The following is a 25,838-nucleotide window of genomic DNA, read 5'->3' as shown; positions in this document are numbered from 1 at the left end:
CGGCGAGCAGCGGGTATACGGCGAGCAGCGGGTACGGCGGCGGGGCGGGCGAGCGGCCGGGAGCCCGGGGCGGGGAGCGGGGGCAGTGAGCGGTGGGGCGGGGGCGGCGGAGAGGGGAGCGCTGGTGACCACGGCGATGTTCAAGGCGAGCTGCCCCGACTGCGGGGGACGGTTCGAGCTGCCGCCGGACGCGCTGAGACTGGCCATCGGCCGCTCCAGCAGGACCACCTTCTACTCGTTCACCTGCCCCGACTGCGGCGGCCACGTCCGCAAGCCGGCGGGGGAGCGCATCGTGGAGCTCCTCACCGACGGCGGGGTCGCCACCATGCGCCTGCACACCGGCTGAGCGGGCACGGATAGGCTCGGCGCATGGCGTTGATGATCACGGGTGTGGTGCTGGCCGTGGCCGGACTGGCGGTCCTCGCCGTCCTGGCCCTTCGGGTGTCCCGGGAGCTGGGGCGGCTGACCCAGGAGCTGCGGCGGGCCTCCCACGGCATCCGTGCGGCCTCCGAAGAGGTGGAGCGGGTGGCGGCCCCCCTGGCGGCCAGGGGCGGCGGCGCACGGAGCTGAAACGCATCTTCCCCGTCTGACCTGGGAGTTCCTCCGCCAGCCTCTGTGAAGGTCCAGACCGGGGGAGTACGCTTTGGCCGTCGGCCCTTTCCGGTGCGCGTGGGGGCCGCCGAGGAGACCCCCGGCGACGAGGCAGGGCCGAGTGCCGTGTCACCGCCGGGCCTTCGAGGGATTGCCAACCGTTAACCCTTGCGGGTTACGATCGCTGGCAGTAGAGGGCCAGGCCCGCACATGCCGAGCCGCGGCCCTCATGGAATGTGGACCCACGCCACCCCTGGTGAAAAGGTAGTCGCTTATGTTTGGCAGGCTCGGACCCACGGAGATCATCCTCATCCTCGTGGTCATCCTGTTGCTGTTCGGAGCGAAGCGCCTTCCGGACATGGCCAGGTCGCTCGGCAAGTCGGCCCGCATCCTCAAGAGCGAGGCCAAGGCCATGAAGAGCGACGGCGCGGACAAGCCGGAGTCCCAGGACGCCCCGTCCGAGCCGCAGCAGACCGCTCCCCGTACGATCCAGGCAGCGCCCGGCGACGTCACCGGTGCCCGACCGGTCACCGAGCCCGACCGCACCCAGCGCTGACACCAGGAGACCGGCAGGGCACGCCCGCCCGGCCGACGTTCGAGACGAGGACCGGCGGTTGCTCAAGCCTGCCCGCAAGCCCAAGGACCCGGAGGGGCGCATGCCCCTCGCGGAGCATCTGCGTGAGCTCCGCAACCGGCTGTTCAAGTCGGTCATCGCGATCCTCGTGGTCACGGTCGTCGCCGCGTTCTTCTACAAGGACCTGATCAACTTCCTCGTCGATCCGGTGCTGAAGTCCATCGGCTGCGAGGCCTCGCTCAGCGAGATCGCGCACAAGAAGGCGAGCGGCGACAAGCGCTGCGCGCACCTGACCATGAACGGCCTGCTGACGCCGTTCACACTCGCGCTGAAGGTCTCGCTGATGGCGGGAGTGGTGCTGTCCACCCCCATCTGGCTCTACCAGCTCTGGGCCTTCCTCGCCCCCGGGCTCCACAACTACGAGAAGAAATACTCGCTCGCCTTCGTGGGCGCGGGCTTCCCCCTCTTCCTCGCCGGCGGCTTCTTCGCCTACAAGATCCTGCCGACCACCGCGCAGGTCCTGATCGGCTTCACCCCGCAGGACGTCGACAACCTGCTGCCGCTCGACGACTACCTCGACCTCGTCACGCGCATGGTCGTCGTCTTCGGCCTCTCCTTCGAGCTGCCGCTCCTCCTGGTGCTGCTCAACTTCGGAGGGGTGATCACGGGCCGCCGGATGGCCGGCTGGTGGCGCGGCATGGTCATGGGCATCACCGTCTTCGCCGCCGTCGCCACCCCGAGCACCGACCCGCTGAGCATGACCGCGCTGGCCGGGCCGATCGTGGTCCTGTACTTCCTCGCCGTCCTGGTCTCACTGGTCAACGACCGCCGCAAGGCCCGCCGCAGGGCCGCCGACCCGGACGCCCAGCTCGACGACGACGAGGCCTCCGACCTCGACCTCACCCCGCAGTCGGTGGGCGCCGTGGAGCCCGTCCGCACGGCGGAACGGTTCGACGACGACATCACCTGATCCCGGGCCCCGCCACTGAGCCCCGGATCCGAGCCGGTCCGGGCCCGGGACCTCCGCTTCCGGCGCCCCGCCGTCCCCCTTCCGCCGCCCCGCCGTCCCCCTTCCGGCGCCCGACGCCGCCCGGTAGGGTCCGCCCGTGCGTCGCGACGTCCTCCTCTTCGTCAATCCCACCGCCGGCCGCGGCCGGGGCGCCCGTGCGGCCGAACCCGTCTCCCGGGTGCTGCGCCGGGCCGGGTTCACCGTCCGTGGGATCGTCGGCACCGACGCCGACGACGCCCTGGCCAGGCTGCGCGAGGCGGCCGCCGCCGGGGACACCGCCGTGGTCGCCGTGGGAGGTGACGGCATGGTGGGACTGGCGCTGCAGGCGGTGGCCGGGACCGCCACCCCGCTCGGTGTGGTCGCCGCAGGCACCGGCAACGACTTCGCCCGCGCCGTCGGTCTGCCCTTCGGCGATCCCGAGGCGTCCGCCGCGGTCGTGGCGGAGGCGCTCAAGGAGGAGCGGACCCGGGCCGTGGACCTCGGACGCGTCGGCGAGCGCTGGTTCGGGACCGTCATGGCCGCCGGCCTCGACTCACGGGTCAACGACCGCGCCAACAGGATGCGCCTGGCCCGCGGCAGGTTCTGCTACAACCTGGCGCTGCTGGCCGAGCTCGGCGCGCTGCGGCCGATCCCGTTCCGGATCCGCCTCGACGCGGGCCCCGAGCAGGAGGTGGAGGCCACCCTGGTCGCGATCGGCAACGGCCCCTCCTACGGCGGCGGCATGCGCATCTGCTCCGAAGCGCGGCTCGACGACGGGCGGTTCGACATCACCGTGGTCGGCCGGTGCGGCCGCACCGCTTTGCTGAGGGTCTTCCCTCGTGTCTACAAGGGCACCCACCTGGACCACCCGGCCGTCACGGTGCACCGCGCCGCCACCGTGCGGCTGACCGCGCCCGGGGTCACCGGCTACGCCGACGGCGAGCCGCTCGGCGCGCTCCCGCTGACCGCCGAGACCGTCCCCGAGGCGGTGAGGGTCCTCGCCTGACGCGTTCGGCGCCCGAAATGATCGAGACCCGTGTCGTACCCGGCCGGTAGGCTCGAAGACAATGAACGACATGTCCCCGGCGGAGCGCTACGCCGCCTCTGTCAAGCGTGCCAAGGAGCAGGCCACGGCCTTCGGCTCGTTCCGCGAGATGTACGACTTCGAGCTCGATCCCTTCCAGATCGAGGCATGCCGGGCCCTGGAGGACGGCCGAGGGGTGCTCGTCGCCGCCCCCACCGGCTCGGGCAAGACCATCGTCGGTGAGTTCGCGGTCCACATGGCCCTGCGCGCGGGCCGCAAGTGCTTCTACACCACGCCGATCAAGGCGCTGTCCAACCAGAAGTACGCCGACCTGGTCAAGCGCTACGGCGCCGACAAGGTCGGACTCCTCACGGGGGACAACTCGATCAACGGGGACGCCCCCGTGATCGTCATGACCACCGAGGTCCTGCGGAACATGCTGTACGCGGGCTCCCCAGGGCTGGGGGGCCTCGGATACGTCGTCATGGACGAGGTGCACTACCTCTCCGACCGCTTCCGCGGAGCGGTCTGGGAGGAGGTCATCATCCACCTCCCAGAGTCCGTCACCCTGGCCTCCCTGTCCGCCACGGTCTCCAACGCGGAGGAGTTCGGCGACTGGCTCGACACCGTTCGCGGCGACACCGCCGTGATCGTCTCCGAGCACCGGCCCGTCCCGCTGTGGCAGCACGTCCTGGCCGGACGCAAGCTCTTCGACCTCTTCGTCGACGACGACCAGCACGAGGTCAACGACGATCTGGTCAGGCTCGCCAGATCGGAGACCCAGCGCATCGGCGACCGCAACCGCCGCGAGCGCGGCGGGCGTGAGCGCAGGGGCTACACCAAGGCGCCCAGCCGCCGGGTGTGGACGCCCTCCCGCGTGGAGGTCATCGAGCGGCTCGACGCCGAGGGACTTCTGCCGGCGATCACCTTCATCTTCAGCCGCGCCGGGTGCGAGGGCGCGGTCCAGCAGTGCCTGTACGCGGGGCTGCGGCTGAACAACGACGAGGACAGGGCCCGCGTACGGGCCCTGGTCGAGGAGCGCACCGCCGCCATCCCGGACGAGGACCTGCACGTCCTCGGCTACTTCGAATGGCTGGACGCCCTCGAGCGCGGTGTCGCCGCCCACCACGCGGGGATGCTGCCGACCTTCAAGGAGGTGGTCGAGGAGCTGTTCGTGCGGGGCCTGGTCAAGGCGGTGTTCGCCACCGAGACCCTGGCCCTGGGCATCAACATGCCCGCGCGGTCCGTGGTACTGGAGAAGCTGGTCAAGTGGAACGGCGAGACCCACGCCGATGTGACCCCGGGGGAGTACACCCAGCTCACCGGCCGGGCCGGGCGGCGCGGCATCGACGTCGAGGGCCACGCCGTGGTGCTGTGGCAGCCCAACCTCGACCCGAAGGCGCTCGCCGGTCTGGCGGGCACGCGGACCTACCCGCTGCGCTCCTCCTTCAAGCCCTCGTACAACATGGCGGTCAACCTCGTCGGCCAGTTCGGGCGGCACCGCTCGCGTGAGCTGCTGGAGACCTCGTTCGCCCAGTTCCAGGCGGACCGCTCGGTCGTCGGCATCTCCCGGCAGGTCCAGCGCAACGAAGAGGGCCTCGACGGCTACAAGGAGGCCATGACCTGCCACCTCGGGGACTTCGAGGAGTACGCCCGGCTGCGCAGGCAGCTCAAGGACCGCGAGGCCGAGCTGTCACGGCAGGGCGTCAACCAGCGCAGGGCGGCGGCGGCCGAGTCGCTGGAGAAGCTGCGGCCCGGCGACATCATCCACGTTCCCGCCGGCCGCTACGCCGGACTCGCCGTGGTCGTCGACCCCGGCCTGCCGCCCGGCCGCAGCCAGGGGCACCGGCAGGACCACCACGACGGGCCGCGCCCGATGGTGCTCACCGCCGAGCGGCAGGTCAAACGGCTGTCCATGGCGGACTTCCCCACGGCGGTCGAGCCTGTGGACCGTATGCGCATCCCCAAGTCGTTCAACCAGCGCAGCCCGCAGTCCAGGCGCGACCTCGCGTCGGCGCTGCGCACCAAGGCCGGGCACTACGAGCCCCAGCGGCGGCGCAAGAGCCGCGCCGCGGCGGCCGACGATCCCGAGATCGCCCGTCTGCGCTCGGCCATCAGGGCGCATCCCTGCCACGGCTGCGACGACCGCGAGGACCACGCGCGCTGGTCGGAGCGCTACCACCGGCTGACCCGTGACACCAGGCAGCTCGAGCGCAGGATCGAGGGCCGTACCAACACCATCGCTCGCACCTTCGACCGGGTCTGCGCCCTGCTGACCGACCTGGACTACCTCAAGGGCGACGACGTCACCCCGGACGGCCAGCGGCTGGCCCGGCTCTACGGCGAGCTCGACCTGCTGGCCGCCGAATGCCTGCGGGAGGGCGCCTGGGACGCGCTCAAGCCGGCCGAGCTGGCCGCCTGCGCCTCGGCGCTGGTCTACGAGTCGCGTCAGTCGGACGACGCCATGCCGCCGCGCCTGCCGACGGGGCCGGCCAAGGAGGCCCTGGGCGAGATGGTGCGGCTGTGGGGCCGGCTCGACGCGCTGGAGGAACAGCACAAGCTGTCCACGATCGAGAACGTCGGACAGCGCGAGCCGGATCTGGGCTTCGCGTGGGCGGCGTACCGCTGGGCAAGCGGTCACGGCCTGGACGCGGTACTGCGCGACGCCGACATGCCCGCGGGCGACTTCGTGCGCTGGACCCGGCAGCTCATCGACGTCCTGGGCCAGATCACCAAGGCGGCGCCGGAGGGCAGTCCGGTGCGCGCCAATGCCCGCAAGGCCGTCGACTCGCTGCGACGGGGCGTCATCGCCTACTCCTCCGTGGGCTGACGCAGCCTCACGCCAGTCGTCCCGTTCGTCCCGTTCGGCCGTTCGGCCGTTCGGCATCATCCATCACCAACGCGCTGTCCGAGACGCCTCCTTGACCGGCAGTCGCCGTCCCGGCATGTTCACCGGGACGGCAACTGCTGGGCACGGACGCGCAAGCACTTCCCGGCAGGGTCGCGATCCCCCGTTCCACCCACGCTCCGCGCCCGCTCCGGGAGGCCGCAGTGCCCGCGTCGCCCCGCTCGCGCCACCGCCGCGCCGCCGTGATCGCCGTGTCGTTCGCCGCCGCCTGCGGTCTGCTCTCCGGAGCGGCGCCGGGCGCCGAGGCCGGGGCCTCCTCGGTGAGGCTCAATCAGATCCAGGCCATGGCGACGCACAACAGCTACCACCGGGAACTCGCCTTCGCCGAGAAGGAGGTGCAGCGGCGCACCGACGCCGGCTTCTGGAACCTCGAGTACTCCCATGCCTCCTTGCCCGCGCAGTTCGAGGACCAGCGGGTGCGCGGCATCGAGCTCGATGTCTTCCCCGACCCCGAGGGCGGCCTCTACAGCCGTCCGCTGGTGCGCCGCGACGCCGGTCTCGGACCGCTGACCGATCCCGAGTACGGCCGCCCCGGGTTCAAGGTGCTGCACTGGGCCGACCACGACTACGGCACCAACTGCGTATCACTGAGGGTGTGCCTGAGGCAGGTCATGGGCTGGTCCACGGCCCGAGGCGGCCATGTACCCGTCCCCGTGCTGCTGGAGCTGAAGCGGACCGATCCGGCCATGGAGGCGCAGGGGGGCGCCAAGAGCCCGCCGTGGACGACCGGCCTGCTGGACGCGCTCGATGAGCAGATCCGGTCGGTGGTGGGCGCTTCGCGGATGGTGACCCCGGACGACGTCCGTGTGCCCGGCAGGACCCTCGAGCAGTCGGTGCTGGAACGGGGCTGGCCCTCGCTGCGCCGCTCCAGAGGGAAGCTGATGTTCCTGATGGACAACCAGGACCAGGCCCTGCAGGACGCCTACCGCGCGGGCGGGCGGCCCAATCTGGAGGGCAGGGTGCTGTTCACCAACTCCCGCCCCGGGCGCCCGGACGCGGCCTTCGTCGGCTGGAACGATCCCACGGGCGCCAACGAGGCCGTCATCCGCTCCATGGTGGAGAAGGGCTACTTCGTGCGGACCCGCTCCGATGTGCCGTTCACCGAGGCCGCCTCCGGGGACACCTCGCGGCTGCGGGCCGCCCTCGCCTCGGGCGCGCAGATGATCAGCACGGACTTCCCCGTCACCGGACTCGCCGCACGGGACGGGTCCGACTACACCGCCCGGCTCCCCGGTGGCCTGACCGTGCGGTGCGACCCGGTCAACGCGCCCGGCGACTGCCGGGCCGCGCACCTCGAGCCCTGAGCGGGGCGCCGCTCAGGGCCGGACCGCCGCTCAGGTCCGGGGCGCGGGCTCACCGGGCCAGGGTGTTGACCAGCCGCTCCAGCGAGCCGCCCAGACCCCAGCGGGATTTCAGCTCCGCGAGCGCCCGAGGGGCGCGCGGCTGCCGCGGCAACGCGGCGTCGAGCTCCGGCAGCGGCACATCGTGCGCCACCCGCACCACCTTCGGTGCCACCGCCAGATAGTCCCGGGCGCCATGGAACTTCGCGCGCTGGGCCGCCGTCAGCTTCGAACGCGGGTCGTCCACGGCGGCCAGGATCCCGGCCAGGTCGCCATGGGCCTCGAGCAGCTTCGCCGCCGTCTTCTCGCCGATCCCGGGCACACCCGGCAGCCCGTCGCTGGGGTCGCCGCGCATCAGAGCGAGGTCGGCGTAGGCGGCGCCGCTGCCGATGCCGTACTTCTGCGCCAGGCGGCCCTGGTCCACGGTCTCCAGGGTGCCCACACCCTTGACGGGGTAGAGCACCCGCACCGCGCGGGCGTCGTCCACGAGCTGGAACAGGTCGCGGTCGCCCGTCACCACGTCCACCGGGGTCTTCGCCAGCGCGGTGAGTGTTCCGATGACGTCGTCGGCCTCGTAGCCCGGCACCCCCACGCGGGCGATCCCCACCGCGTCGAGCACCGCCTCGATCACCGGCACCTGCGGCGACAGCGTGTCCGGCACCTCCTCGGTGTCCACCTCGCCGGGCGGGGCCTCCTCGGCCACCCGGTGCGCCTTGTAGGAGGGGATGAGGTCCACCCGCCACTGCGGCCGCCAGTCGGCGTCCATGCAGGCGACGAGGTGGGTGGGCCGGTGGTCGTCCACGAGCCGGGCGATGAAGTCGAGCAGCCCGCGGACGGCGTTCACCGGGGTGCCGTCGGGAGCCTTCACCGATTCGGGGACACCGAAGTAGGCACGGAAGTACAGGCTGGCGGAGTCGAGCAGCATCAGGCGTGCGGTCACCCCTCGATCATGCCGTACGGGCGGGTGATCCGTGTCACGGACGGGTCTGCGCCCCCGGCGGCGCAGCGGGAACGGCTGAGCCCGCGGGCACCCCTGTGCCCGCGGGCCCACCGCCGCGACGGGGCTGGTTCAGCCGACCAGCAGGGCGATCTTGCCGCGGGTGTGGCCCGCGGCGTTGAGCCGCTGCGCCTCGGCCGCCTGCTCCAGCGGGAAGGTGGCCGCCAGCTCGACCTTCAGCTCCCCGCGCTCGACCAGTTCGGTCAGCGCCTCCAGGTCCTGCGGGTCGGGGCGGACGAAGACGTAGGCGCCGCCCATGGCGAGCACCGAGCCGTCGGCGATGGAGGCCAGCCGTCCGCCGGGGGCGAGCAGCTCGGGGGAGGCCTTGAGCGCGTCGCCGCCCACGAGGTCCAGCACCGCGTCCACGCCCTCGGGGGCCGACGCCCGCACCCGCCCGACCAGGCCGTCGCCGTAGGCGACCGGCTCGGCGCCGAGGGAGCGCAGGTACTCGTGGTTGCGCTCGCTCGCCGTGCCGATCACCCGGGCGCCGACGGCACGGGCGATCTGCACGGCCATCGACCCCACACCGCCCGCGGCCGCGTGCACCAGGACGGTCTCGCCGCCGCGCACCTCGAGCGACTTCAACAGCGCCTGGTACGCGGTCAGTCCGGCGAGCGGGAGCCCGGCGGCCTCGGCGAAGGAGAGGTTGCGGGGCTTGCGGGCCACGGTGCGGATCGGCGCCGCGACCAGCTCCGCGTAGGTGCCGCGCGAGAGGAAGTCCTCGCGGACGTAGGCGATCACCTCGTCGCCGGGGGCGAACTCCGCTACCGAGGCCCCGACCTGCTCGACGACGCCCGAGACATCCCATCCCGGGACGACCGGGAAGACGGCCTGGAGGGCGCTGTCGAGGTACCCGGCCTGCGCCTTCCAGTCCACGGGGTTGACCGCGGCGGCCTTGACGCGGATGAGGACCGAGTCGGGTCCGACCCTGGGGTCGGGCAGGTCGACGTACTCGAGGACCTCGGGACCGCCGTAGGTGCGGTAGGCGATGGCTTTCATGTGGGGAACTCCTGGCTGGTGGTGCGGGTGGGGGCAGCGGTGCGGGTGGGGGCGGCGGATGGGCCGGCGCCGGGTGTCAGCCGATGGCCTCGGCGGTCTGCGGGACCCGGTCGGCCGCGGTGGCCACCGCGGCGCCCTCCGCCGTGGTCGTGCCTTCCGCCGTCGTGGCGGACTCGGTCTCCTTGCCCACGTTGCCCGCCTCGTCCCCGGCGACGCGGTGCATCCGCGGGGCGTGCGCCTTGGTCAGACCGAACAGTGCCACGATCAGGACGAGGACGAAGGCCGCTCCGGCGATGTCGAAGCTGAGGTTGAACTGGCTCTCGGCGGGCAGCGGCGGCACACCGTGCGGCAGACCCTCGATGGTCTTGGAGGCCAGCAGCGTGGTGATCATGGCGCTGCCGATCGAGCTGCCCACGGAGCGGGAGATCGAGTTGATCCCGTTGGCGATACCGGTCTGGTGGTGCGGCACGCTGGCGACGATGAGCGCCGGCATGGCAGCGTAGCCGAAGCTGATCGAGGCACCGATGACCATGCCCGCGCCGATCACCGAGGCGGTGGAGTCGTGGGAGGTGGTCAGCCAGGCGAACCCGCCCGTGCCGATCACCGCGCCGATGGCCAGGACCACACGGGCACCGAACCGCTTGACCAGGATGCCGCCGACGGGCGCGGCGACGAGCGAGACCATCGTGCTGGGCAGCAGGTACTCGACCGAGGCACGCAGCACGGAGGCGCTGAAGCCGTAGCCGGTGAGCCTGTCGGGCATCTGGACGAGGTACGAGACACCGATGAACTGCGCGAACATCGCGAAGCCGACGAGCAGTCCGGCGACGTTGGTGAACAGCACCGGGCGGTGGGCGAACATCTTCAGGTCGACCATCGGCTCGCGCACACGGCTCTCCGTGAACGCCCACACGGCGGCCATCACGGCGGCGCCGGCGAAGGTGCCGATCGTGGGGGCGGAGGACCAGCCCCACTCGTGCCCCTGGGAGATGGGCAGCAGGAGCAGGACGAGGAAGGCGCCCAGGGTGAGCGCGCCGAGCACGTCGGTGCGGCCGCCGATGCGGTTGCGGTCGGCGGGCACCAGGAAGATCACGGCCAGCAGGGCGGCGGCGGCAAGGCCGAGGGCGAACCAGAAGACGGTCCGGTAGTCGGCGTTGTCCCCCTGGGTCAGCAGTCCCGTGGCGACCAGCGCCAGACCGCTGCCGAAGGCGAGCGTTCCGCTGACCAGGGCCATCGCTCCCGGCAGCTTCTGCGGGCGGATCTCCTCACGCAGCACCGAGAGGGCGAGCGGGAAGATCGCGGTCGCGGAGCCCTGGAGCACCCGGCCGACGAGCAGCCACAGGAGGGAGTGCGTCGTCGCGGCCACGAGGGAGCCGATGACCATGACGACGAGGACACCGACAAGGGTGCGCTTCTTGCCGTGCTGGTCGCCGAAGCGCCCGAGCAGGGGGGTGAAGACGGCGGCGGAGAGAAGAGTCGCGGTGGTGACCCAGCTGACATTGGCGGTGGTGGTGCCGAGCGAGTTCTGGATCAGTCCGAGGATGGGGACGACCAGGGTCTGCATCATCGACACGACCATGGCGGCGAGCGCGAGGGTCAGGACGATGGTGGTGTCGCTGCGCTGCCTGCCTGCTGCGGGGGCGGTATCGGCGTGGGGCATGAGGAGGAGTGCTCCGTGTAAGGAAGAAGAGGAAAGCTTGAGAAGGTAGAAGCTTGAGGCTGTCAAGCAAGTGGGATCAAGGTAGACCTATATAGTTGAGATAGTCAAGTTCTTTGCGTATGCTTGACCCATGACGCCCACCCCGCAGGCACCGGCACCGCAGGCAAACCTCGAGCTCATCGAGCTCGTGGCGGCCACCATGACCGCCTACTACCGAGACTTCGCGGACGCCGCCGCCCGCGAGGGCCTCACCCCCGCGCAGGCCAAGGCGCTGGCATCGCTGCGCACTCCGATGTCCATGCGCGCGCTCGCCGACCGGCTCCTGTGCGACGCCTCCAATGTCACCGGCATCATCGACCGGCTGGAGTCCCGCGATCTCGTGCGGCGCCAGCCCGACGAGAAGGACCGCCGGGTCAAGAACGTCGTCGCCACGGAGTCCGGCTCCCAGACCATGCGCCGCATCCGTGCCCAGATGACCACCACCCAGGCGGCGCTGGACACCCTCACCGAGGAGGAGCGGGCCACGCTCAACACCCTCCTCGCCAAGCTGCGGCCCGCCATGGAGTGCCGCTTGCCCTGACCCGCGGGCGGCACCCGGGCGCTCGCACGGGCCGCCGGGCGGTGCCGAGCCGGTCGAGCGCGGGCTCGCCGGCGCCGTCCGGCGGCTGTACACCGAGCGCTGCGCCACTCCGGACACCCTCGTCGGGGATGTCGGGATGGGGGATGTGGGGATGTGCTGGCGCGCCTCGGGCGGACAATGTGCACGCGGATCACTCCGAGCGCTGTCCGCGCATCGCTGTGGGGGAGTCGGCCGGGGCCGGCGCCGATCTCGTGGTGCTTCCGGACGAGCCGTACCGCTTCACCGCCGACGACGGGCCGCAGGCATTCCCGGCGACCGCCTCGGTCCTCGTCAGCGGGCGCCATCCGACCCGGTACGGCCCGTCGTTGGTGCGCGCGCCGCGGCTGCTCGCCGAGCGGCTCGCCCGGCCGGTCACTTCACCGAACCGGCCATGACCCCCTCGACGAAGTGCCGCTGGAACGCGAAGAACACGACCACGGGCACGATCAGCGACAGGAACGCCCCCGGGGCCAGCACCCCGATGTTGCTGCCGAACTGCCGCATCTGCGACTGCAGCGCCACCGTGAGCGGCTGCGACTCGCTGTCGGCGAAGATCAGCGCGACCAGCATGTCGTTCCACACCCACAGGAACTGGAAGATGCACAGGGACGCGATTGCGGGCCGCCCCAGCGGAAGCACCAGCCGGAAGAAGATCCGCCACTCCCCGCCGCCGTCCATCCGCGCCGCCTCGAGCATCTCCCGGGGGATCTCGGCGAAGTAGTTGCGCAGCAGGAAGATCGCGAACGGCAGTCCGTAGGCGACGTGGAAGAGCACGACACCCGGGATGGAGCCGAACAGGCCGAGCCCGCCGAGGAGCCGGGCCACGGGCAGCAGGCCGATCTGGACCGGCACGACGAGCATGCCCACGACCGTCAGGAAGATCCAGTCCCGGCCGGGGAACTCCAGCCACGCGAAGGCGTATCCGGCGAGCGCGGCGATGATGACGACCGCGGCCGTGGCGGGCACCGAGATCAGCACCGTGTTCCAGAACGCCTGGGTGATCCCCGAGTCCTTCAGCAGGGCCGTGTAGTTGTCGACCGTGAGCTGGTCCGGGTGGGTGAACGCCGTCCACCAGCCGGTGGTGGCGTTGTCCTGCTCCGAGCGCAGCGAGGCGAGGAAGAGCCCCAGCGCCGGGGTGAGCCAGAGCAGGGCGACGACGACCAGGACGGTGCGCACCAGGCCGCCGCTCGCGGCCTTCGTCAGCCAGGCGGCCGGCCGGGGACGCGGGCGCGGCCCCGGAACGGGACGCGGCCGGGCTCGGGTGGCGGTGCCGTGGACGGCGGTCATGACTGGCTCCTGCGGAAGCGTCGGATGTTGAGGAACATGGCCGGGGCCACCAGGAGGAGGAGCAGGACACCGATGGCGCTGCCCAGGCCCTGGTTGTTGCCGCCGCCGAAGGAGACCAGCCACATCTGCATGGCCAGCACATTGGCGTCCTGCTGCACCGGGCCGGGGGCGATGATGTAGACGAGGTCGAAGACCTTCATCACATTGATCACCAGCGTCACAAAGACCACTCCGAGGACCGGCCCGAGCAGGGGCACGGTGATCCTTCGGAAGATCTGCCACTCACTGGCTCCGTCGACCCGTGCCGCCTCCAGCGTCTCCCGGGGCAGGGCGGCGAGCCCGGCGCCGATGAGCACCATCGCGAAGCCCGTCCAGATCCACATGTAGGCGGCGATGATCGCCGGGGTGACCAGGGCGGGGCCGAGCCAGGCGATGCCGGTGTACGGCTTGGCGAAGTTCTTCCGGGGCAGTTGGAGGGCGTAGCCGCTGCCCGGTGACAGGCCGGAGAAGCGGAACGATCCATCGGCCGCGGTGGTGGACCTGGCGGTGACCTTCCCCTCGCGCACCGCCTCCACGGTCAGACCGGGCAGCCCCTTCTCCTTGGGGTCGACCCTTCCGGGCCTGCCCCCGCCGCCGGGAGTGAAGTCGACGTAGACCACGCCCCGCAGCTCATGGGCGGCGGCCGACGCGCTCGCGGCCTTGGCTGCGGGCCTGGCCTCGGCCGGGATGTCCTTGGGGGGCACGCCGACGAGTCCGAGGGAGACGGTCCGCCCGGGGGCGAGGTTCGGGCCGGTGCGGTAGGAACCGTCGCCCCGGGGGTCGAGGCCCTGGCCCAGCCGCGCCCGGGCGTCCGGGTAGGCCGAGCCCTCCTTGAAGGCGTCGTGGACGCCGACCGCGACCGCGTTGAGCACACCCCGCTCGGGGTCCTGCTCGTAGACGACGCGGAAGATGATGCCCGCGGCGAGGAAGGAGATCGCCATCGGCATGAAGATCAGCAGCTTGAAGGCGGTCGCCCAGCGCACCTTCTCGGTGAGCACGGCGAGGACGAGTCCGAGCCCGGTCAGGAGCATGGGCGCGACGACGACCCAGATCGCGGTGTTGCGGATCGCCGTGAGCGTCGCCGGGTCGCTGAACATCTCGGAGTAGTTGTCGACGCCGACGAAGCGGTCACCGGAGGCGTCGAAGAGGCTGCGGCCGACCGAGAAGACGATCGGATAGGCGACGAGGGCGCCGAGGAGCAGCAGCGCCGGGAAGAGGAAGACCAGCGCGATGAGCCTGCGCCGCCGCGCCGCGCGGCGCCGGGGATTTCCTGACGGGGTGCTTCGGCTGGGCGGGGCGCCGCCCGCTTTCGCGGGCGGCGCGTGACGGGCGGTGACAGCCATGGGGGAGACTCAGTCCTTCTGGTAGGCCTTGGCAGCGGCGTCCTCGAGCTTGCGGGCCGTGGCCGCCGGGTCGGAGGGGTCGCGCAGGAAGTCCTGGAGGAGCTTCCACTCGCCCGCTCCCTGGGTGCCGCCGAAGGCCGCCGGCGCCTGGTCGGACATGTCGAACCGCACGCTGTCGCCCGCCTTGACCAGCGACTCGGCGGTCCTGCGGGTGGTGTCGTCCTTGTAGGAGGCCGGGTCGAGCTTGCGGTTGGGGGAGATGTAGCCGCCGGCCTCGGCCCACACGGCCGCGGCCTCCGGGGTGGCCAGGTACTCCACGAACTTCATGGCCGCCTTGCGGTTCTTGCCCGCCTTGAGCACCACGGCCGCGTCACCGCCGCCGACCACCGGGGGCTTGCCGCCGTCGACCGCGGGGAACGGGAAGAACTTGGCGTCCTGGCCCACCGTCTTGTGGAACTGGTCCGCGACCAGCGCGCCGACGAAGTCGCCTTCGTAGACCATGGCGGCCTTGGCCTGCCGGCCGAAGACCTGCTCGACGGACTCGGGGAAGTCGGTCTGCAGGGCCTTGGCGCCGCCGCCCGCGACCAGTGCCTTGTCCCGGAAGAGCTTGCCCAGGGTGGTCAGCGCCTTGACGACGGTGGGGTCGGTCCACTTGATGCGGTGGCCGGCCAGCTTGTCGTAGTTCTTGGGGCCGGCCTGGGAGAGGTAGATGTTCTCGAACCAGTCGGTGAGCGGCCATCCGGCCTCACCCGCGACCGAGAAGGCCGCAAGCCCCGAGTCGGACACGGTGTGCCCGGCCTTGAGCAGGTCCGCGTAGGTCTTCGGCGGTGTCACCCCGGCCTGGTCGAGCGCCTGCGGGCTGTACCAGACGGTCGACTTGTGCGAGGCCTTGAAGTACACGCCGTAGAAGTCACCGTCGACGCTGCCGTAGTCCCACCACACGGGGGCGAAGTTGGCGGCGGTGGCCTTGAACGCCTTGCCCGACAGCTTGGCCAGCCAGCCCTTCCTGGCGAACTGCTGGAGGACGCCGACCTGCGGCACCATCACGACGTCGGGCGCGTTGCCGCCCTCGATCTTGCTGCCGACCACGGTGGAGACGTTGTCGCCGGTGGAGACGAACGTCGTCCTCGCGCCGGTCTTGGCGCTGAAGGCGTCGAGGACCTTCTTGAAGTTCTTCTGCTCCACACCGGTCCAGACCCCCGCGACGGAGACGGTCTGGCCCTTGAGCTCCTGGCTCCCGCTCGAGGCCGTCTTGGTGTCGCCGCCACAGGCGGTCGCCGCCAGTGCCAGGCTCAGTACCGCCGCGCCCGATGCCGCTATGCGTCTCATTGCGTGTTCCCTTCGGTTTGGCTCAGTTGGAGTTCTGCTGTGTGGAGATCTGCAGGGACTGCGGGACGGGGGCCTGCGGGGTCTGCTGACCGAACTGGTCGCAGATCCACCAGGCGGCGGTGCTGCCGGGCAGGGTCCCCGCCGCGCAGTCGCCGCTGGCGAGCAGCGGGGTGCCGGCGACGGGGGCCGGGACGGCCTGCTCGCCGAAGTTGACGGCGCACACCAGTCCGTCGCCGCGGACGAAGGCGAGCACCTGCGGCGGGCACTCCAGCCACCGCAGGTCCCCCTCGCCGAGCTGCGGAAGGCTGCGCCGCAGGTACAGCCCTTCGCGGTACAGGTGCCAGAACGAGCGGGTGTCGGCCAGCGCCCTGTCGGTGGCGTGCTGGGCGAACCACTGCGGCTGCGGCAGCCACGGCCGGGCGGTGCTGCCCTCCGAGGTGAAGCCGAAGGGGCTCGCGTGGCCGGACCAGGGCAGCGGCACCCGGCAGCCGTCGCGGACGTGGCGGCGGCTGCCGGTCCTGCGGAAGATCGGGTCGGTCAGGACCTCGTCGGGCAGGTCGACGACCTCGGGCAGGCCCAGTTCCTCGCCCTGGTAGACATACGCGGCGCCGGGCAGGGCGAGCATCAGGAGGGCGGCGGCGCGGGCGCGGGCGGTGCCCAGGCCGGTGGACTCCCCGTCGTAGCGGGTCACGGTCCTGACCTGGTCGTGGTTGTTGAGCACCCAGGTGACCGTGGAGCCGGTGCCGGCGATGTCGCGCAGCGCGTCGGTGATGGTGGTCCGGAAGGCCTCGACGTCCCAGCGGGCGCTGAGCAGGTGGAAGAAGAACGCCTGGTGCAGCTCGTCGGGGCGCACATAGTCGGCCTGCTGGCTCGCGGTCGGCACGGACACCTCGCCGACCAGCAGCCGGTCGCGCCCGTCGCGAGCGGTGTACTCCTCGCACACCGCCCGCCAGTCGCGCCAGACCTGGTGCACCTCGGGCTGGTTCCACGCCAGCGGGTTGACCGAGTCCCGGTTGCGCTCGTCGGCCTCGGGGTCGGGGGAGTCGGGCAGTTCGGGGTGCTTGAACAGTCCGGCGGCCACATCGATGCGGAAGCCGTCCACGCCCCGGTCGAGCCAGAAGCGCAGTACCTCGTCGAAGTGGCGCCCCACGGCCGGCTCGCGCCAGTTCAGGTCGGGCTGCTCGGGGGTGAACAGGTGCAGGTACCACTGGCCGGGCGTGCCGTCCGGCTCGGTGATCCGGGACCAGGCGGAGCCGCCGAACATCGCGTGCCAGTTGTTGGGCGGCAGCTCCCCGTTCTCGCCGCGCCCGTCGGCGAAGTGGAAGCGGGAGCGGGCCGGGCCGCCCGGGCCGCTCTCCAGCGCCGCCCGGAACCACGGGTGCTCGCTCGAGCAGTGGTTGGGGACGATGTCGATGACCACCTTCAGGCCGAGCCGGTGGGCGTCCGCCACCAGGTGGCCGAACTCGGCGAGGTCCCCGTACATCGGGTCGACGTCGCTGTAGTCGGCCACGTCGTAGCCGTGGTCGTGGTTGGGGGAAGGGTAGAAGGGGCTGAGCCAGATGCCGTCCACCCCGAGCTTCTTGAGGTAGGGCAGACCGACGCGGACCCCGGCGAGGTCGCCGACACCGTCGCCCGTGCTGTCCAGGAAGCTGCGGACGTACACCTGGTAGATCACCGCGTCCCTCCACCAGCGCCGGTCGGCGCCGGCCGCGGTGCCCGGTGCGGGGCACTGCGAAGGGTTGTCCTCGACCGGGGCTGTGAGCATCTCCCGTGACCGTCCTGATTCGTGCGTGCGCGACCTGAGCCGGCGTCTGCTGTTATGCATGCATGTTAAGTACTCGTGACAAGCGGGTGTCAACGATTCAGAGGTAACGGAAGAGACAGCCGTCCTGATTTGAGGGGGAATCTGAGGCCCTTTGGGCAGGGCAAGCTACCTAACATGTAAGTAGCGAGTGGGGGGAACAGTGGCAGAACGAGGGTGATGGTCAGCCGCGGCTGACGATGGCCTCGAGTTCACGCCGCAGGCGGGCCACCGCCTCGCGCGGCGTCTGCCGCTGTGCGAGCGCGTCGTGCACCACCGCCTGGAAGGCCAGGCTCACCTGGTCGTACCGGGGGCTCTTGGGCCTCGGCTTGGCCGTCAGCACGCTCTGCCGGAGCGTGGGCAGATAGGGGAATCTGCGCACCAGCGCCGGATCGGAGTACAGCCCCGCCCACACCGGGGGCAGCGATCCCTGGGTGAGGACCTTGCGCTGCACCCGCTCGCTCGTGAGGTAGGCGATCAGGTCGGCCGCGGACCGCGGATGCCTCGAGTGCGCGCTGACCGCGAGATTGGAGCCGCCCAGGACGCTGGAGCCCGGCCCGCGGGGGCCCGGCAGCGGTACCGCGTCGAACTTCCCGGCGACCTTGGACTGCTTGCCGTTGGCCAGCGAGTACACGTACGGCCAGTTGCGCAGGAAGAGCAGATGCCCGTCCTGGAACGCCCGCCGGGACTCCTCCTCCTTGTAGGTGAGGGCCTCCTTCGGGATCCAGCCCTCGCGCACACCCCTGGTGAGGAACGACAGGCCCTCGCGCGTCGCCGGGGAGTCCACGGTGACGCGTGCCCCCTCGTCGCCGAGGATCGTGCCGCCCGCCGACCGGACCGCCTCGGCCGCGTTCACCGTCAGCCCCTCGTACGGCAGGAACTGGCCCGCGTAGCCGTCGAGGCCGTACTCGGGCGCGACATCCCTCGCCATCCGCTCGAGCTCGGCCCAGGTGCGCGGCGCCCTCTCGCCCGCCTTGTCCAGGACGTCCTTGCGGTAGTAGAGCAGCCCGGCGTTCGTCACATACGGCACGGCGTACAGCCGCCCCCGGAATGTCGCGGTGTCCACCACCGGAGGAAGGAAGCGGTCCAGGCAGAACCGGTCGCGCTCCACCGGGGCGATCCACCCGGCGGCGGCGAACTCCGAGGTCCACGCCACATCGATGTTGAGCACGTCGAAGCGGTCGCTGCCCGACCGCAGGGCCGTGGCCATCTGGGCCCGCACCTCGTCGGCGGCCTCCGGCAGTTCCACGAGCGTGGCCTTCTCCGACGGATGGCCGCGGTTCCAGTCGCCCAGCACACCGCGCAGGTATCCGGTCAGGTCCCCGCCCGTCACGAGCGTCAGCGGTCCCCGGCCCTCGGCGGCGGTGGTGCGTTCGCCCGCCCGGGCGTCCACACCGGCGTAGCCGACGAGCACGAGGGCTCCGACGAGGAGCCCCCTACCCGCGGCACGCGCCCACCGCATAGGTTTCCTCCTTGGTGCACCGGCGCCGACCCGGTGCGCCCGACGCCTTCGCACATGTATACCTGTTAGGCATGCGGGATACTAGACGTCGCGGCAATACGCAAGGGGCCACCGGTTCGTCATCGGATGCGGCCCCCTAACAAGCAGGTATCGGCGGGGAGGAGGCGGGCGGCACTTGCGTCTTCCCCTGCTCGCGCTCCTCGCCAAGGGGCCCGCCCATGGATACGAGCTCAAGCTCGCCCTTGAGAAGCTCCTGGGCGCCGCGTACCCTCAGCCGAACGTCGGACAAATCTACGTCACCCTGAACCGGCTGGAGAAATCCGGCCTGATCCGCGGGGAGGACGTCGCCCAGTCCAGTCGGCCGAACAAGCGCATCTACGAACTCACCGAAGCCGGCCATGAAGCGGTGAGGGCGTGGTTCGAGGAGCCGACCGATGAGCCGCGGGTCAGGGACGAGTTCTTCATGAAGCTCGCCCTGGCGCCGGAAACAGGCGTGGCCGACCAGATCTCCCTGATCAACAGGCAGCGGCGCCACTACCTCAACACCATGCGCGACCTGTCCAAACTGGCGGCCGCCGAGGACCGGGACAACCGGGTCGCGCAACTGCTGATCGAGGGCGCCATGCTGCATCTGCAGGCCGACCTCGACTGGCTGGAGCGCTGTCAGGAGGAGCTGGAATGAGCGACGCCGATCGGTCCCGCGCCGACGTGCCGCCCATGCTGAGGGCCGAGGGCCTGGTCAAGACGTACCGGGCGGACGGCGTCGAGGCCAAAGCCGTGCGCGGTGTCGACCTCAGGATCGAGCGCGGCGAGTTCGTCGCCGTCACCGGCCCCTCCGGAGCGGGCAAGTCCACCCTGCTCCACCTGCTCGGCGGCCTCGACCGGCCCGACAGCGGGCAGATCCGGCTCGACGGCAAGCGCGTGGACACCTGCAACGAGGCCCGGTGGGCCGTGCTGCGCCGCCGCGGCATCGGGATCGTGTTCCAGTTCTTCAACCTGGTCTCCAACCTCACCGTCGCGGACAACGTCGAACTGCCCGCCCTGCTGGCCGGAAGCACTCCCCGGCAGGCCAGGGCGAGCCGCAAGGAACTCCTCGCCGAGCTGGGCCTGGAGGGCAAGGAGGGCAGCACGCCCGCCGAGCTGTCCGGTGGCGAACAGCAGCGCGTCGCCCTCGCCCGCGCCCTCGTCAACCATCCGGGCCTGCTCCTCGCCGACGAGCCCGCGGGCAGCCTCGACAGCAAGGGCACCCGGGAGGTGCTGCGGCTGCTGTCCCGCTTCCACCAGCGCGGCCAGACGATCCTCATGGTCACCCACGACGCCAGGATGGCCAGCGCCGCGGACCGGGTGATCAGCTTCTTCGACGGGCGGGTCGTGGACGACGCGACCCTCGGCGGCGAGGGCCGGCGTACGAGCGGGGTGGCCGACGTGCTCGAGCTGAAGGGCTGACCGGTATGCGCGCCACGCTGCGCTGGGCGCACGCCGACCTGCGCGCCCGCCGGGGAGAGGCCCTGTTCGTCGTGCTCGCGACAGCCGGGGTCATCGCCTCGCTCCTGCTCGCGGGCGCCCTCCTGGAATACGCGGCCAACCCCTGGCAGCGGGTGTTCACCCAGTCCTCCGGCGCCCATGTGTGGATCCACACCCGCGCCGGCGCCGACACCGGCAGGCTCGCCCGGCTCGACGGGGTCTCCGGCTCGTCCGGTCCCTTCCCCACCACCCCGGCCGGAGCGGAACTGGCGGGGGCCAAGGCCGCGCTGGAGCTGCGCTCCTCGGGACCGGCCGAACCCGCGGTCGCCCACCCGCTCCTGGGCTCGGGCCACTGGCTGGACGCCGACCACCGCGACGGCATCGTGCTGGAGCGGTCGGTGGCGGCCGCCCTGTGGGCCGAGCCGGGTGACACGCTGCGGGTGCGCGGCAGCGGCGGCACGCCGCGGACGCTGAAGGTGGAGGGCATCGCGGAGAGCGCCGAGCCCAGGTTCCGGCAGGGCGAGACTCCCGGCATCGGCTGGGTGCTGCCCTCCGTGCTGGCCGAGGTCGACCCGAGCGGCGACCACCGGGGGCAGGCCATCGGGCTGCGGCTCGACGACCCCGGGGACACCGACTTCACGGTCCAGCGGGCCGTCACCACCCTCGGCGCCGACCAGATCGCCAAGGTCTCCACGTGGCAGCAGGCACGCTCCGACGCCGAGGGCGACAACCGGCTCCTCGGCCTGCTCCTCGGCCTGTTCGGGCTCGGCGCCCTGCTCGCGGCCACCGTGGCGGTGACCGGGGCCATCAGCACCAGGGTGCGCGGTCACCTGCGGGACATCTCCGTGCTCAAGGCGATCGGCTTCACCCCGGCGCAGGTCGTGCGGATGTTCCTGGCCGAGCACATCGCGTTCGCCCTGCTGGGCGTGGCCATCGGCGCGGTGGTCACGGAGACGCTGGGCAGCCGGATACCGGGCCGGATAGGGGAGGCGATGCGGCTGTGGCAGGTCCTGCCCGAGCACGCCTGGGTTCCCTCGGTCACCTGCGCGGGTGCGGTGCTCGCCATCGCCTCGGCCACCGGGGTCGCGGCGTGGCGGGCGGGCCGGGTGCCGCCGGTGCCCGTCGCCCGGGCGGCCGTCCCCCGCAGCCGGCGGATGTCCGGCACCACCAGGCTCGCTCTTCGGCTGAGGACCCCGCCCGCACTGGTGCTCGGCTGGCGCGGTGCCTTCAGCCGCCCGGGGCGCTCGTCCGCCGCGGTGGGGCGGCTGGCCGTGCCGCTGCTGTTGATCACGGTCGCCCTCGGCGCCTGGTCGACGCTGGACCGCTTCGAGGCCCACCCGGAGAAGGTCGGCCTCGCCGCCCGGCTGACCGTCCGCTCGGAGGGCCTCGGTGACGCCGAGGTGCGCGGGATGCTGTCCGAGCAGCCGGACGTGGCCGTCGCCCACCCCGGCGCCGAGGTGGAGGCACTGGTCCCGGGCCAGACCGGGACGATCACCCTGCGCGGCCTGGGCACCGCGCGCGACCCCTACCCGTTCTCCGTCGCCGAGGGCCGGGCCGCCACGGGTCCCGACGAGGCCGTCGCGGGCCAGGGGCTGCTCGACCTGCTGGATGTGAGGGTCGGCGACTGGGTACGGATGACGGTCGAGGGCAGCCCCCAGGTCCTGCACATCGTGGGGCGCAGCATCGAGACCGAGGACGCGGGCCGGGTGGTCTCGACGGCCCTCGACACCCTGCGCGACCGTGATCCGAAGCTGACTCCGGACTTCTACCGCCTGGAGCTGCGCCACGGCGCCGATGCCCGGGCGGTCAGCTCCGCCCTCGCGAGTTCGTCGCACGGACGGCTGGAGGTGCGGGAGGTCCCCAACCCCGCGGACGATCTCTCGGCCGTGCGCGGGGTGATCGTCGGCCTGGTCGCGGTGCTGGCCCTGATCGGACTGGCCGAGCTGTCCACGACGATCGGCTCCGGGGTGCGCGACCGGGCGCGGGACCTGCTGGCGCTCAAGGCCATGGGGCTGACCCCGCGCCAGATCATGGCGGTGATCGTGGCCAGTACGGGGTTCGTCGCGCTGGCCGCCGCCGCGGTCGGCACGGTGCTGGGTGTCTTCGCCTCGGACTGGCTCATCGACCTCCAGGGACGCTCCAGCGGCATCGGCGCCGGGATAGCGCAGGCGCCCTCGCCGGCCACGCTCGCCCTGGTGGGCGGCGCGGCGGTGGTGGGAGCCGTCGCGGTCTCGGTGGTGCCCGCCGCCCGGGCGGTCAGACGGCGGCTCGCCGACACCCTCAGCGACGTGCTCTGAGGCCGGGCGCCTGCGCGCGGGCGGCCGAGGGCGGCGGCTCAGCGCGCCGCTTCGACCAGCGCGGCCACCACCCGCAGGTCGTCGCCCATCTCGGGGTGCCACTGCACTCCCAGGGCGAAGGCGGCGTCCTCGTGCTCGACCGCCTCCACCGTGCCGTCGTCGGCGTGGGCGCAGACCAGCAGCCCTGCACCGAGCCTGCCGACGCCCTGGTGGTGGTAGGTGGGCACGGTCGTCTCTCCCGGCATGATCGCGGCGAGCCGGGTGCCTTCGACGGCACGGACCGCGTGGGTGCCGAAGACGCCCTTGCGCGCGGCGTGCTCCTCGTGCCCGACGGTGTCCGGCAGATGCTGGAGGAGGGTGCCCCCCTGGGCCACGTTCATCAGCTGCATCCCCCGGCAGATGCCGAGCAGGGGAGTGCCCGCCCGCAGGGCGGCGGCGATCAGGGCCAGCTCCCAGGTGTCCCGCTCCCCGGCGGGCGGGCCGGTCAGGGGGTGGGGCCGCTCGCCGTACCGCACCGGCTCGACATCGGGGCCGCCGGAGACGACGAGTCCGTCGAGGCGGGCGACCGCGTCCTCGGCGGCTTCCGGACCGTCCGGCGGGAGCATCGCCGCTAGACCGCCCGCGCGCTGCACCAGAGTCGGGTACTGGGCGGGCAGGAGGGCGGCGCGCATGTGCCACACGCCCCACCGGGCCTCGTCCAGGTAGGTGCTGACCCCGATCAGCGGTCTGCCCATCAGTCCTGCCTCTCTCCCCGGCCCGGCGCTTCAAAGGTCTTTACGCATACCTTTACTCGGCGGTGAAGGGAAAGCAAGGCCCCGGTGCCTCCCGGGCCCCCTCTCAGGCCAGGAAGCCGCGCAGCAGCGCCGCCGTCCCCGCCACATGCTCGCGCGCCACCTCGCGGGCCGCGTCCACGTCCCCGTCCAGGATCGCCTCCACCATGGCGGTGTGCTGGCGCTGGGAGTGCTCGAGATTGCGCACGAGCAGCGGAATGCGGTCCAGCAGCTCGTTGACCTTCGCCCGCACCGCCGCGTAGTGCGTCGCGACGGACGGTGACCCGGACAGCTCGGCCACCGCCAGGTGCAGCCGGGTGTCGAGCCTGCGGTAGTCCGACAGCGGCGCCTCGCCGGTCGCGGCCAGCGCCTCGGTCAGCATCCGCTCCTGCGCCTTCGACAGGTCGGAGGCCGCGCACAGCTCCACCGCCCCGAGCTCCAGCACCTCCCGGAAGCGCAGGACGTCCTCGATCCCCTCGGCCCCCATCTGCGCCACCACCCGGCGCAGCTGGGCCTCGGCGTCCCCGCCCGCCAGCCCTTCCGGATCGGTCCGCCGGCAGACGAAGGTGCCTCCGTACCGGCCGCGCCTGCTCTCCACCAGGCCCTGCTCCTGCAGGACCTTCAGCACCTCGCGCAGGGTGACCCTGCTGATCCGCAGCCGCTCGGCCAACTCCCGCTCCGAGGGCAGCCGTTCACCGCTGGGAACGAGCCCGAGCCGGACGATCTGGAGTATCTGCTCCAGCGCCTCCTCGAAGCCGTTGCCCGCCCGGACCGGGCGCAGCACCGGGGCGAGCCGGTCGGGCGGGTCCGCCTCGTGCCCGGCAGCGACCGGATCGCCGTGCCCGGCGGTGCCCGGGCCCTCGTCCGCCGCGCTCACGCCGCCACCGTCCTTCTCCACGTTCGACCTCCCCCTTCCCAAGCAATGGTACTTGTGCATACCTTATGGCTCCCGGCTGGCCGAAGGAGGCATTTCCCGTGGCAGACCGCACACCCCCGCTCACGGTCCAGGAGCTCGCAGCCCTGGTCGAGGGCGGCGATATCCACACCGTCGTCCTGGCCTTTCCCGACATGCAGGGAAGGCTCCAGGGCAAGCGGTTCGCCGCGCCGTTCTTCCTCGACGAGGTACTCGACCACGGTACGGAGGGCTGCAACTACCTGCTCGCCGTGGACGTCGACCTCAACACCGTGGACGGCTACGCCATGTCGTCCTGGGAACGCGGCTACGGCGACTTCGCCATGCACCCCGACCTCGCCACCCTGCGCCGTGTCCCCTGGCAGGAGGGCACCGCGCTGCTGATCGCCGACCTGGCGTGGAACGACGGCTCGCCGGTCGTCGCGGCGCCCCGGCAGATACTGCGCCGCCAGCTCGACCGCCTCGCCCAGCACGGCTGGAGTGCCCACGTCGGCACGGAGCTGGAGTTCATCGTCTTCCGCGACACCTACGAGGAAGCCTGGAATCGGGCCTATCGCGATCTCACCCCCGCCAACCAGTACAACATCGACTACTCCGTCCTCGGCACTGGCCGCATCGAACCCCTCCTGCGCCGGATCCGCAACGAGATGGCGGGCGCGGGCCTGACGGTGGAGTCGGCCAAGGGCGAGTGCAACCTCGGCCAGCACGAGATCGCCTTCCGCTACGACGAGGCGCTGATCACCTGCGACCAGCACGGTGTCTACAAGACCGGCGCCAAGGAGATCGCCTCGCAGGAGGGTGTCTCCCTCACCTTCATGGCCAAGTTCAACGAGCGCGAGGGCAACTCCTGCCACATCCACCTCTCCCTCCAGGACGAGGACGGGCGCCCGGTCATGGCGGGCGACGGCCCCGGCGGAATGTCCCCGGTGATGGAGCACTTCCTCGCCGGGCAACTCGCCGCCCTGCGGGAGCTGACACTGCTGTACGCGCCGAACATCAACTCGTACAAGCGCTTCCAGCCGGGGTCGTTCGCCCCCACCGCCGTGGCGTGGGGCAACGACAACCGCACCTGCGCCCTGCGGGTCGTCGGCCACGGCCGCTCCCTGCGCTTCGAGAACCGGCTCCCCGGCGGCGACGTCAACCCGCACCTCGCGGTGGCGGGCATGGTCGCGGCGGGGCTGTACGGCATCGAGAACAAGCTGGAGCTGCCCGAGCCGTGCACCGGCAACGCCTACACCGCCGGTCTGGAGCACGTCCCCACCACCCTGCGGGAGGCCGCCGAGCTGTGGGAGAACAGCGCCATCGCCCGCGCCGCCTTCGGTGACGAGGTGGTCGACCACTACCGCAACATGGCGCGTGTCGAGCTCGACGCCTTCGACGCCGCCGTGACGGACTGGGAGCGGTTCCGCTCCTTCGAGCGCATGTGAGGAACG

The 25,838-nt window shown here is 71.8% G+C and carries 22 protein-coding genes and 1 pseudogene; 13 read left to right on the top strand and 10 right to left on the bottom strand.

The annotated features are described in order from the left end of the window. Positions 1 to 136 precede the first annotated feature (136 nt). The 7 genes from IEY86_RS05160 to IEY86_RS05130 all read left to right on the top strand — a co-directional run bounded on the left by IEY86_RS05160 (position 137) and on the right by IEY86_RS05130 (position 7,389). The gene (locus IEY86_RS05160; RefSeq protein ID WP_308425098.1) at positions 137 to 346 is read left to right on the top strand and encodes a hypothetical protein; all 210 of its coding nucleotides are present in this window, start codon (positions 137 to 139) and stop codon (positions 344 to 346) included. Positions 347 to 369: 23 nt separating this feature from the next. Next, positions 370 to 570: a hypothetical protein gene (locus tag IEY86_RS05155; protein ID WP_189130296.1), complete on the top strand. Its 201-nt coding sequence runs from the start codon at positions 370 to 372 to the stop codon at positions 568 to 570. A 295-nt stretch (positions 571 to 865) separates the two neighbouring features. Continuing rightward, positions 866 to 1,147 carry a Sec-independent protein translocase subunit TatA gene (tatA, locus tag IEY86_RS05150; RefSeq protein WP_189130295.1) on the top strand — a complete coding sequence of 94 codons (282 nt, stop codon included), beginning with the start codon at positions 866 to 868 and terminating at the stop codon, positions 1,145 to 1,147. Positions 1,148 to 1,205: 58 nt separating this feature from the next. Beyond that, complete coding sequence (gene tatC, locus IEY86_RS05145) at positions 1,206 to 2,135, top strand: twin-arginine translocase subunit TatC (RefSeq protein WP_189130294.1); 930 nt, start codon at positions 1,206 to 1,208, stop codon at positions 2,133 to 2,135. A 136-nt stretch (positions 2,136 to 2,271) separates the two neighbouring features. After that, the gene (locus tag IEY86_RS05140; RefSeq protein WP_189130293.1) at positions 2,272 to 3,159 is read left to right on the top strand and encodes a diacylglycerol kinase; all 888 of its coding nucleotides are present in this window, start codon (positions 2,272 to 2,274) and stop codon (positions 3,157 to 3,159) included. A 61-nt stretch (positions 3,160 to 3,220) separates the two neighbouring features. Then, entirely contained in the window at positions 3,221 to 6,007 is a 2,787-nt protein-coding gene (locus IEY86_RS05135) for a DEAD/DEAH box helicase (RefSeq protein ID WP_189130292.1), read from the top strand. A 221-nt stretch (positions 6,008 to 6,228) separates the two neighbouring features. Beyond that, entirely contained in the window at positions 6,229 to 7,389 is a 1,161-nt protein-coding gene (locus tag IEY86_RS05130; RefSeq protein WP_189130291.1) for a phosphatidylinositol-specific phospholipase C1-like protein, read from the top strand. 49 nt (positions 7,390 to 7,438) lie between these two features. Here IEY86_RS05130 and IEY86_RS05125 read toward each other — a convergent pair whose 3' ends face one another. The 3 genes from IEY86_RS05125 to IEY86_RS05115 all read right to left on the bottom strand — a co-directional run bounded on the left by IEY86_RS05125 (position 7,439) and on the right by IEY86_RS05115 (position 11,081). Continuing rightward, complete coding sequence (locus IEY86_RS05125) at positions 7,439 to 8,350, bottom strand: 5'-3' exonuclease (RefSeq protein WP_189130359.1); 912 nt, start codon at positions 8,348 to 8,350, stop codon at positions 7,439 to 7,441. A gap of 144 nt (positions 8,351 to 8,494) precedes the next feature. Then, entirely contained in the window at positions 8,495 to 9,421 is a 927-nt protein-coding gene (locus IEY86_RS05120) for an NADP-dependent oxidoreductase (protein ID WP_189130290.1), read from the bottom strand. A 76-nt stretch (positions 9,422 to 9,497) separates the two neighbouring features. Next, a complete protein-coding gene (locus IEY86_RS05115; RefSeq protein WP_189130289.1) occupies positions 9,498 to 11,081 on the bottom strand; it encodes an MFS transporter in 1,584 nt (527 codons plus the stop codon). Positions 11,082 to 11,211: 130 nt separating this feature from the next. Here IEY86_RS05115 and IEY86_RS05110 point away from each other — a divergent pair, with 130 nt between their 5' ends. Together IEY86_RS05110 and IEY86_RS05105 are read left to right on the top strand one after the other, a co-directional pair. Further along, positions 11,212 to 11,661, top strand: a complete 450-nt coding sequence (locus IEY86_RS05110) for a MarR family winged helix-turn-helix transcriptional regulator (RefSeq protein WP_189130288.1) — start codon at positions 11,212 to 11,214, stop codon at positions 11,659 to 11,661. A gap of 132 nt (positions 11,662 to 11,793) precedes the next feature. Next, positions 11,794 to 12,095: pseudogene (locus tag IEY86_RS05105) on the top strand (helical backbone metal receptor); the annotation flags it as partial. Here IEY86_RS05105 and IEY86_RS05100 read toward each other — a convergent pair. The 5 genes from IEY86_RS05100 to IEY86_RS05080 all read right to left on the bottom strand — a co-directional run bounded on the left by IEY86_RS05100 (position 12,073) and on the right by IEY86_RS05080 (position 18,961). Further along, on the bottom strand, positions 12,073 to 12,987 hold the full coding sequence (locus tag IEY86_RS05100) for a carbohydrate ABC transporter permease (RefSeq protein ID WP_189130287.1): 915 nt from the start codon (positions 12,985 to 12,987) through the stop codon (positions 12,073 to 12,075). The pseudogene IEY86_RS05105 and the gene IEY86_RS05100 sit on opposite strands and share 23 nt — an antisense overlap. After that, a complete protein-coding gene (locus tag IEY86_RS05095; RefSeq protein WP_189130286.1) occupies positions 12,984 to 14,369 on the bottom strand; it encodes an ABC transporter permease in 1,386 nt (461 codons plus the stop codon). Before IEY86_RS05095 ends, IEY86_RS05100 begins: the two co-directional genes overlap by 4 nt. Before the next feature lie 9 nt (positions 14,370 to 14,378). Then, positions 14,379 to 15,698 carry an ABC transporter substrate-binding protein gene (locus IEY86_RS05090; protein ID WP_189130285.1) on the bottom strand — a complete coding sequence of 440 codons (1,320 nt, stop codon included), beginning with the start codon at positions 15,696 to 15,698 and terminating at the stop codon, positions 14,379 to 14,381. A 22-nt stretch (positions 15,699 to 15,720) separates the two neighbouring features. Further along, on the bottom strand, positions 15,721 to 17,463 hold the full coding sequence (locus IEY86_RS05085) for a glycoside hydrolase family 13 protein (protein WP_189130284.1): 1,743 nt from the start codon (positions 17,461 to 17,463) through the stop codon (positions 15,721 to 15,723). Between the two features lie 220 nt (positions 17,464 to 17,683). Then, the gene (locus tag IEY86_RS05080) at positions 17,684 to 18,961 is read right to left on the bottom strand and encodes an ABC transporter substrate-binding protein (protein ID WP_189130283.1); all 1,278 of its coding nucleotides are present in this window, start codon (positions 18,959 to 18,961) and stop codon (positions 17,684 to 17,686) included. Positions 18,962 to 19,136: 175 nt separating this feature from the next. On the opposite strand from IEY86_RS05080, the gene IEY86_RS05075 reads away from it, so the two are divergent. From IEY86_RS05075 to IEY86_RS05065, 3 genes are read left to right on the top strand one after another with little or no spacing between them, the layout of a single operon-like run. Next, on the top strand, positions 19,137 to 19,643 hold the full coding sequence (locus IEY86_RS05075; protein WP_189130282.1) for a PadR family transcriptional regulator: 507 nt from the start codon (positions 19,137 to 19,139) through the stop codon (positions 19,641 to 19,643). Then, a complete protein-coding gene (locus IEY86_RS05070; protein ID WP_189130281.1) occupies positions 19,640 to 20,407 on the top strand; it encodes an ABC transporter ATP-binding protein in 768 nt (255 codons plus the stop codon). Before IEY86_RS05075 ends, IEY86_RS05070 begins: the two co-directional genes overlap by 4 nt. Positions 20,408 to 20,412: 5 nt before the next feature. Then, positions 20,413 to 22,722: an ABC transporter permease gene (locus IEY86_RS05065; protein ID WP_189130280.1), complete on the top strand. Its 2,310-nt coding sequence runs from the start codon at positions 20,413 to 20,415 to the stop codon at positions 22,720 to 22,722. Positions 22,723 to 22,760: 38 nt separating this feature from the next. Here IEY86_RS05065 and IEY86_RS05060 read toward each other — a convergent pair whose 3' ends face one another. Together IEY86_RS05060 and IEY86_RS05055 are read right to left on the bottom strand one after the other, a co-directional pair. Beyond that, positions 22,761 to 23,456: a gamma-glutamyl-gamma-aminobutyrate hydrolase family protein gene (locus IEY86_RS05060; protein WP_189130279.1), complete on the bottom strand. Its 696-nt coding sequence runs from the start codon at positions 23,454 to 23,456 to the stop codon at positions 22,761 to 22,763. Positions 23,457 to 23,559: 103 nt separating this feature from the next. Then, on the bottom strand, positions 23,560 to 24,429 hold the full coding sequence (locus tag IEY86_RS05055) for a FadR/GntR family transcriptional regulator (protein WP_189130278.1): 870 nt from the start codon (positions 24,427 to 24,429) through the stop codon (positions 23,560 to 23,562). A gap of 38 nt (positions 24,430 to 24,467) precedes the next feature. Between IEY86_RS05055 and IEY86_RS05050 the strand changes: the two genes are divergently transcribed. After that, positions 24,468 to 25,832, top strand: a complete 1,365-nt coding sequence (locus tag IEY86_RS05050; protein WP_189130277.1) for a glutamine synthetase family protein — start codon at positions 24,468 to 24,470, stop codon at positions 25,830 to 25,832. The last annotated feature ends 6 nt before the right edge of the window (positions 25,833 to 25,838 follow it).

Source organism: Wenjunlia tyrosinilytica (assembly GCF_014646055.1).
Taxonomy (GTDB): domain Bacteria; phylum Actinomycetota; class Actinomycetes; order Streptomycetales; family Streptomycetaceae; genus Wenjunlia; species Wenjunlia tyrosinilytica.
This window is presented reverse-complemented; position numbering and strand designations above follow the sequence as displayed.

Coding starts and splice junctions, on each gene's coding strand:
- IEY86_RS05095 (WP_189130286.1), bottom strand. CDS start 14,369: ATGGCTGTCACCGCCCGTCACGCGCCGCCCGCGAAAGCGGGCGGCGCC.
- IEY86_RS05100 (WP_189130287.1), bottom strand. CDS start 12,987: ATGACCGCCGTCCACGGCACCGCCACCCGAGCCCGGCCGCGTCCCGTT.
- IEY86_RS05135 (WP_189130292.1), top strand. CDS start 3,221: ATGAACGACATGTCCCCGGCGGAGCGCTACGCCGCCTCTGTCAAGCGT.
- IEY86_RS05155 (WP_189130296.1), top strand. CDS start 370: ATGGCGTTGATGATCACGGGTGTGGTGCTGGCCGTGGCCGGACTGGCG.
- IEY86_RS05085 (WP_189130284.1), bottom strand. CDS start 17,463: ATGCTCACAGCCCCGGTCGAGGACAACCCTTCGCAGTGCCCCGCACCG.
- IEY86_RS05160 (WP_308425098.1), top strand. CDS start 137: ATGTTCAAGGCGAGCTGCCCCGACTGCGGGGGACGGTTCGAGCTGCCG.
- IEY86_RS05120 (WP_189130290.1), bottom strand. CDS start 9,421: ATGAAAGCCATCGCCTACCGCACCTACGGCGGTCCCGAGGTCCTCGAG.
- IEY86_RS05070 (WP_189130281.1), top strand. CDS start 19,640: ATGAGCGACGCCGATCGGTCCCGCGCCGACGTGCCGCCCATGCTGAGG.
- tatA (WP_189130295.1), top strand. CDS start 866: ATGTTTGGCAGGCTCGGACCCACGGAGATCATCCTCATCCTCGTGGTC.
- IEY86_RS05065 (WP_189130280.1), top strand. CDS start 20,413: ATGCGCGCCACGCTGCGCTGGGCGCACGCCGACCTGCGCGCCCGCCGG.
- IEY86_RS05060 (WP_189130279.1), bottom strand. CDS start 23,456: ATGGGCAGACCGCTGATCGGGGTCAGCACCTACCTGGACGAGGCCCGG.
- IEY86_RS05090 (WP_189130285.1), bottom strand. CDS start 15,698: ATGAGACGCATAGCGGCATCGGGCGCGGCGGTACTGAGCCTGGCACTG.
- IEY86_RS05080 (WP_189130283.1), bottom strand. CDS start 18,961: ATGCGGTGGGCGCGTGCCGCGGGTAGGGGGCTCCTCGTCGGAGCCCTC.
- IEY86_RS05115 (WP_189130289.1), bottom strand. CDS start 11,081: ATGCCCCACGCCGATACCGCCCCCGCAGCAGGCAGGCAGCGCAGCGAC.
- IEY86_RS05125 (WP_189130359.1), bottom strand. CDS start 8,350: ATGCTGCTCGACTCCGCCAGCCTGTACTTCCGTGCCTACTTCGGTGTC.
- IEY86_RS05110 (WP_189130288.1), top strand. CDS start 11,212: ATGACGCCCACCCCGCAGGCACCGGCACCGCAGGCAAACCTCGAGCTC.
- IEY86_RS05055 (WP_189130278.1), bottom strand. CDS start 24,429: ATGCACAAGTACCATTGCTTGGGAAGGGGGAGGTCGAACGTGGAGAAG.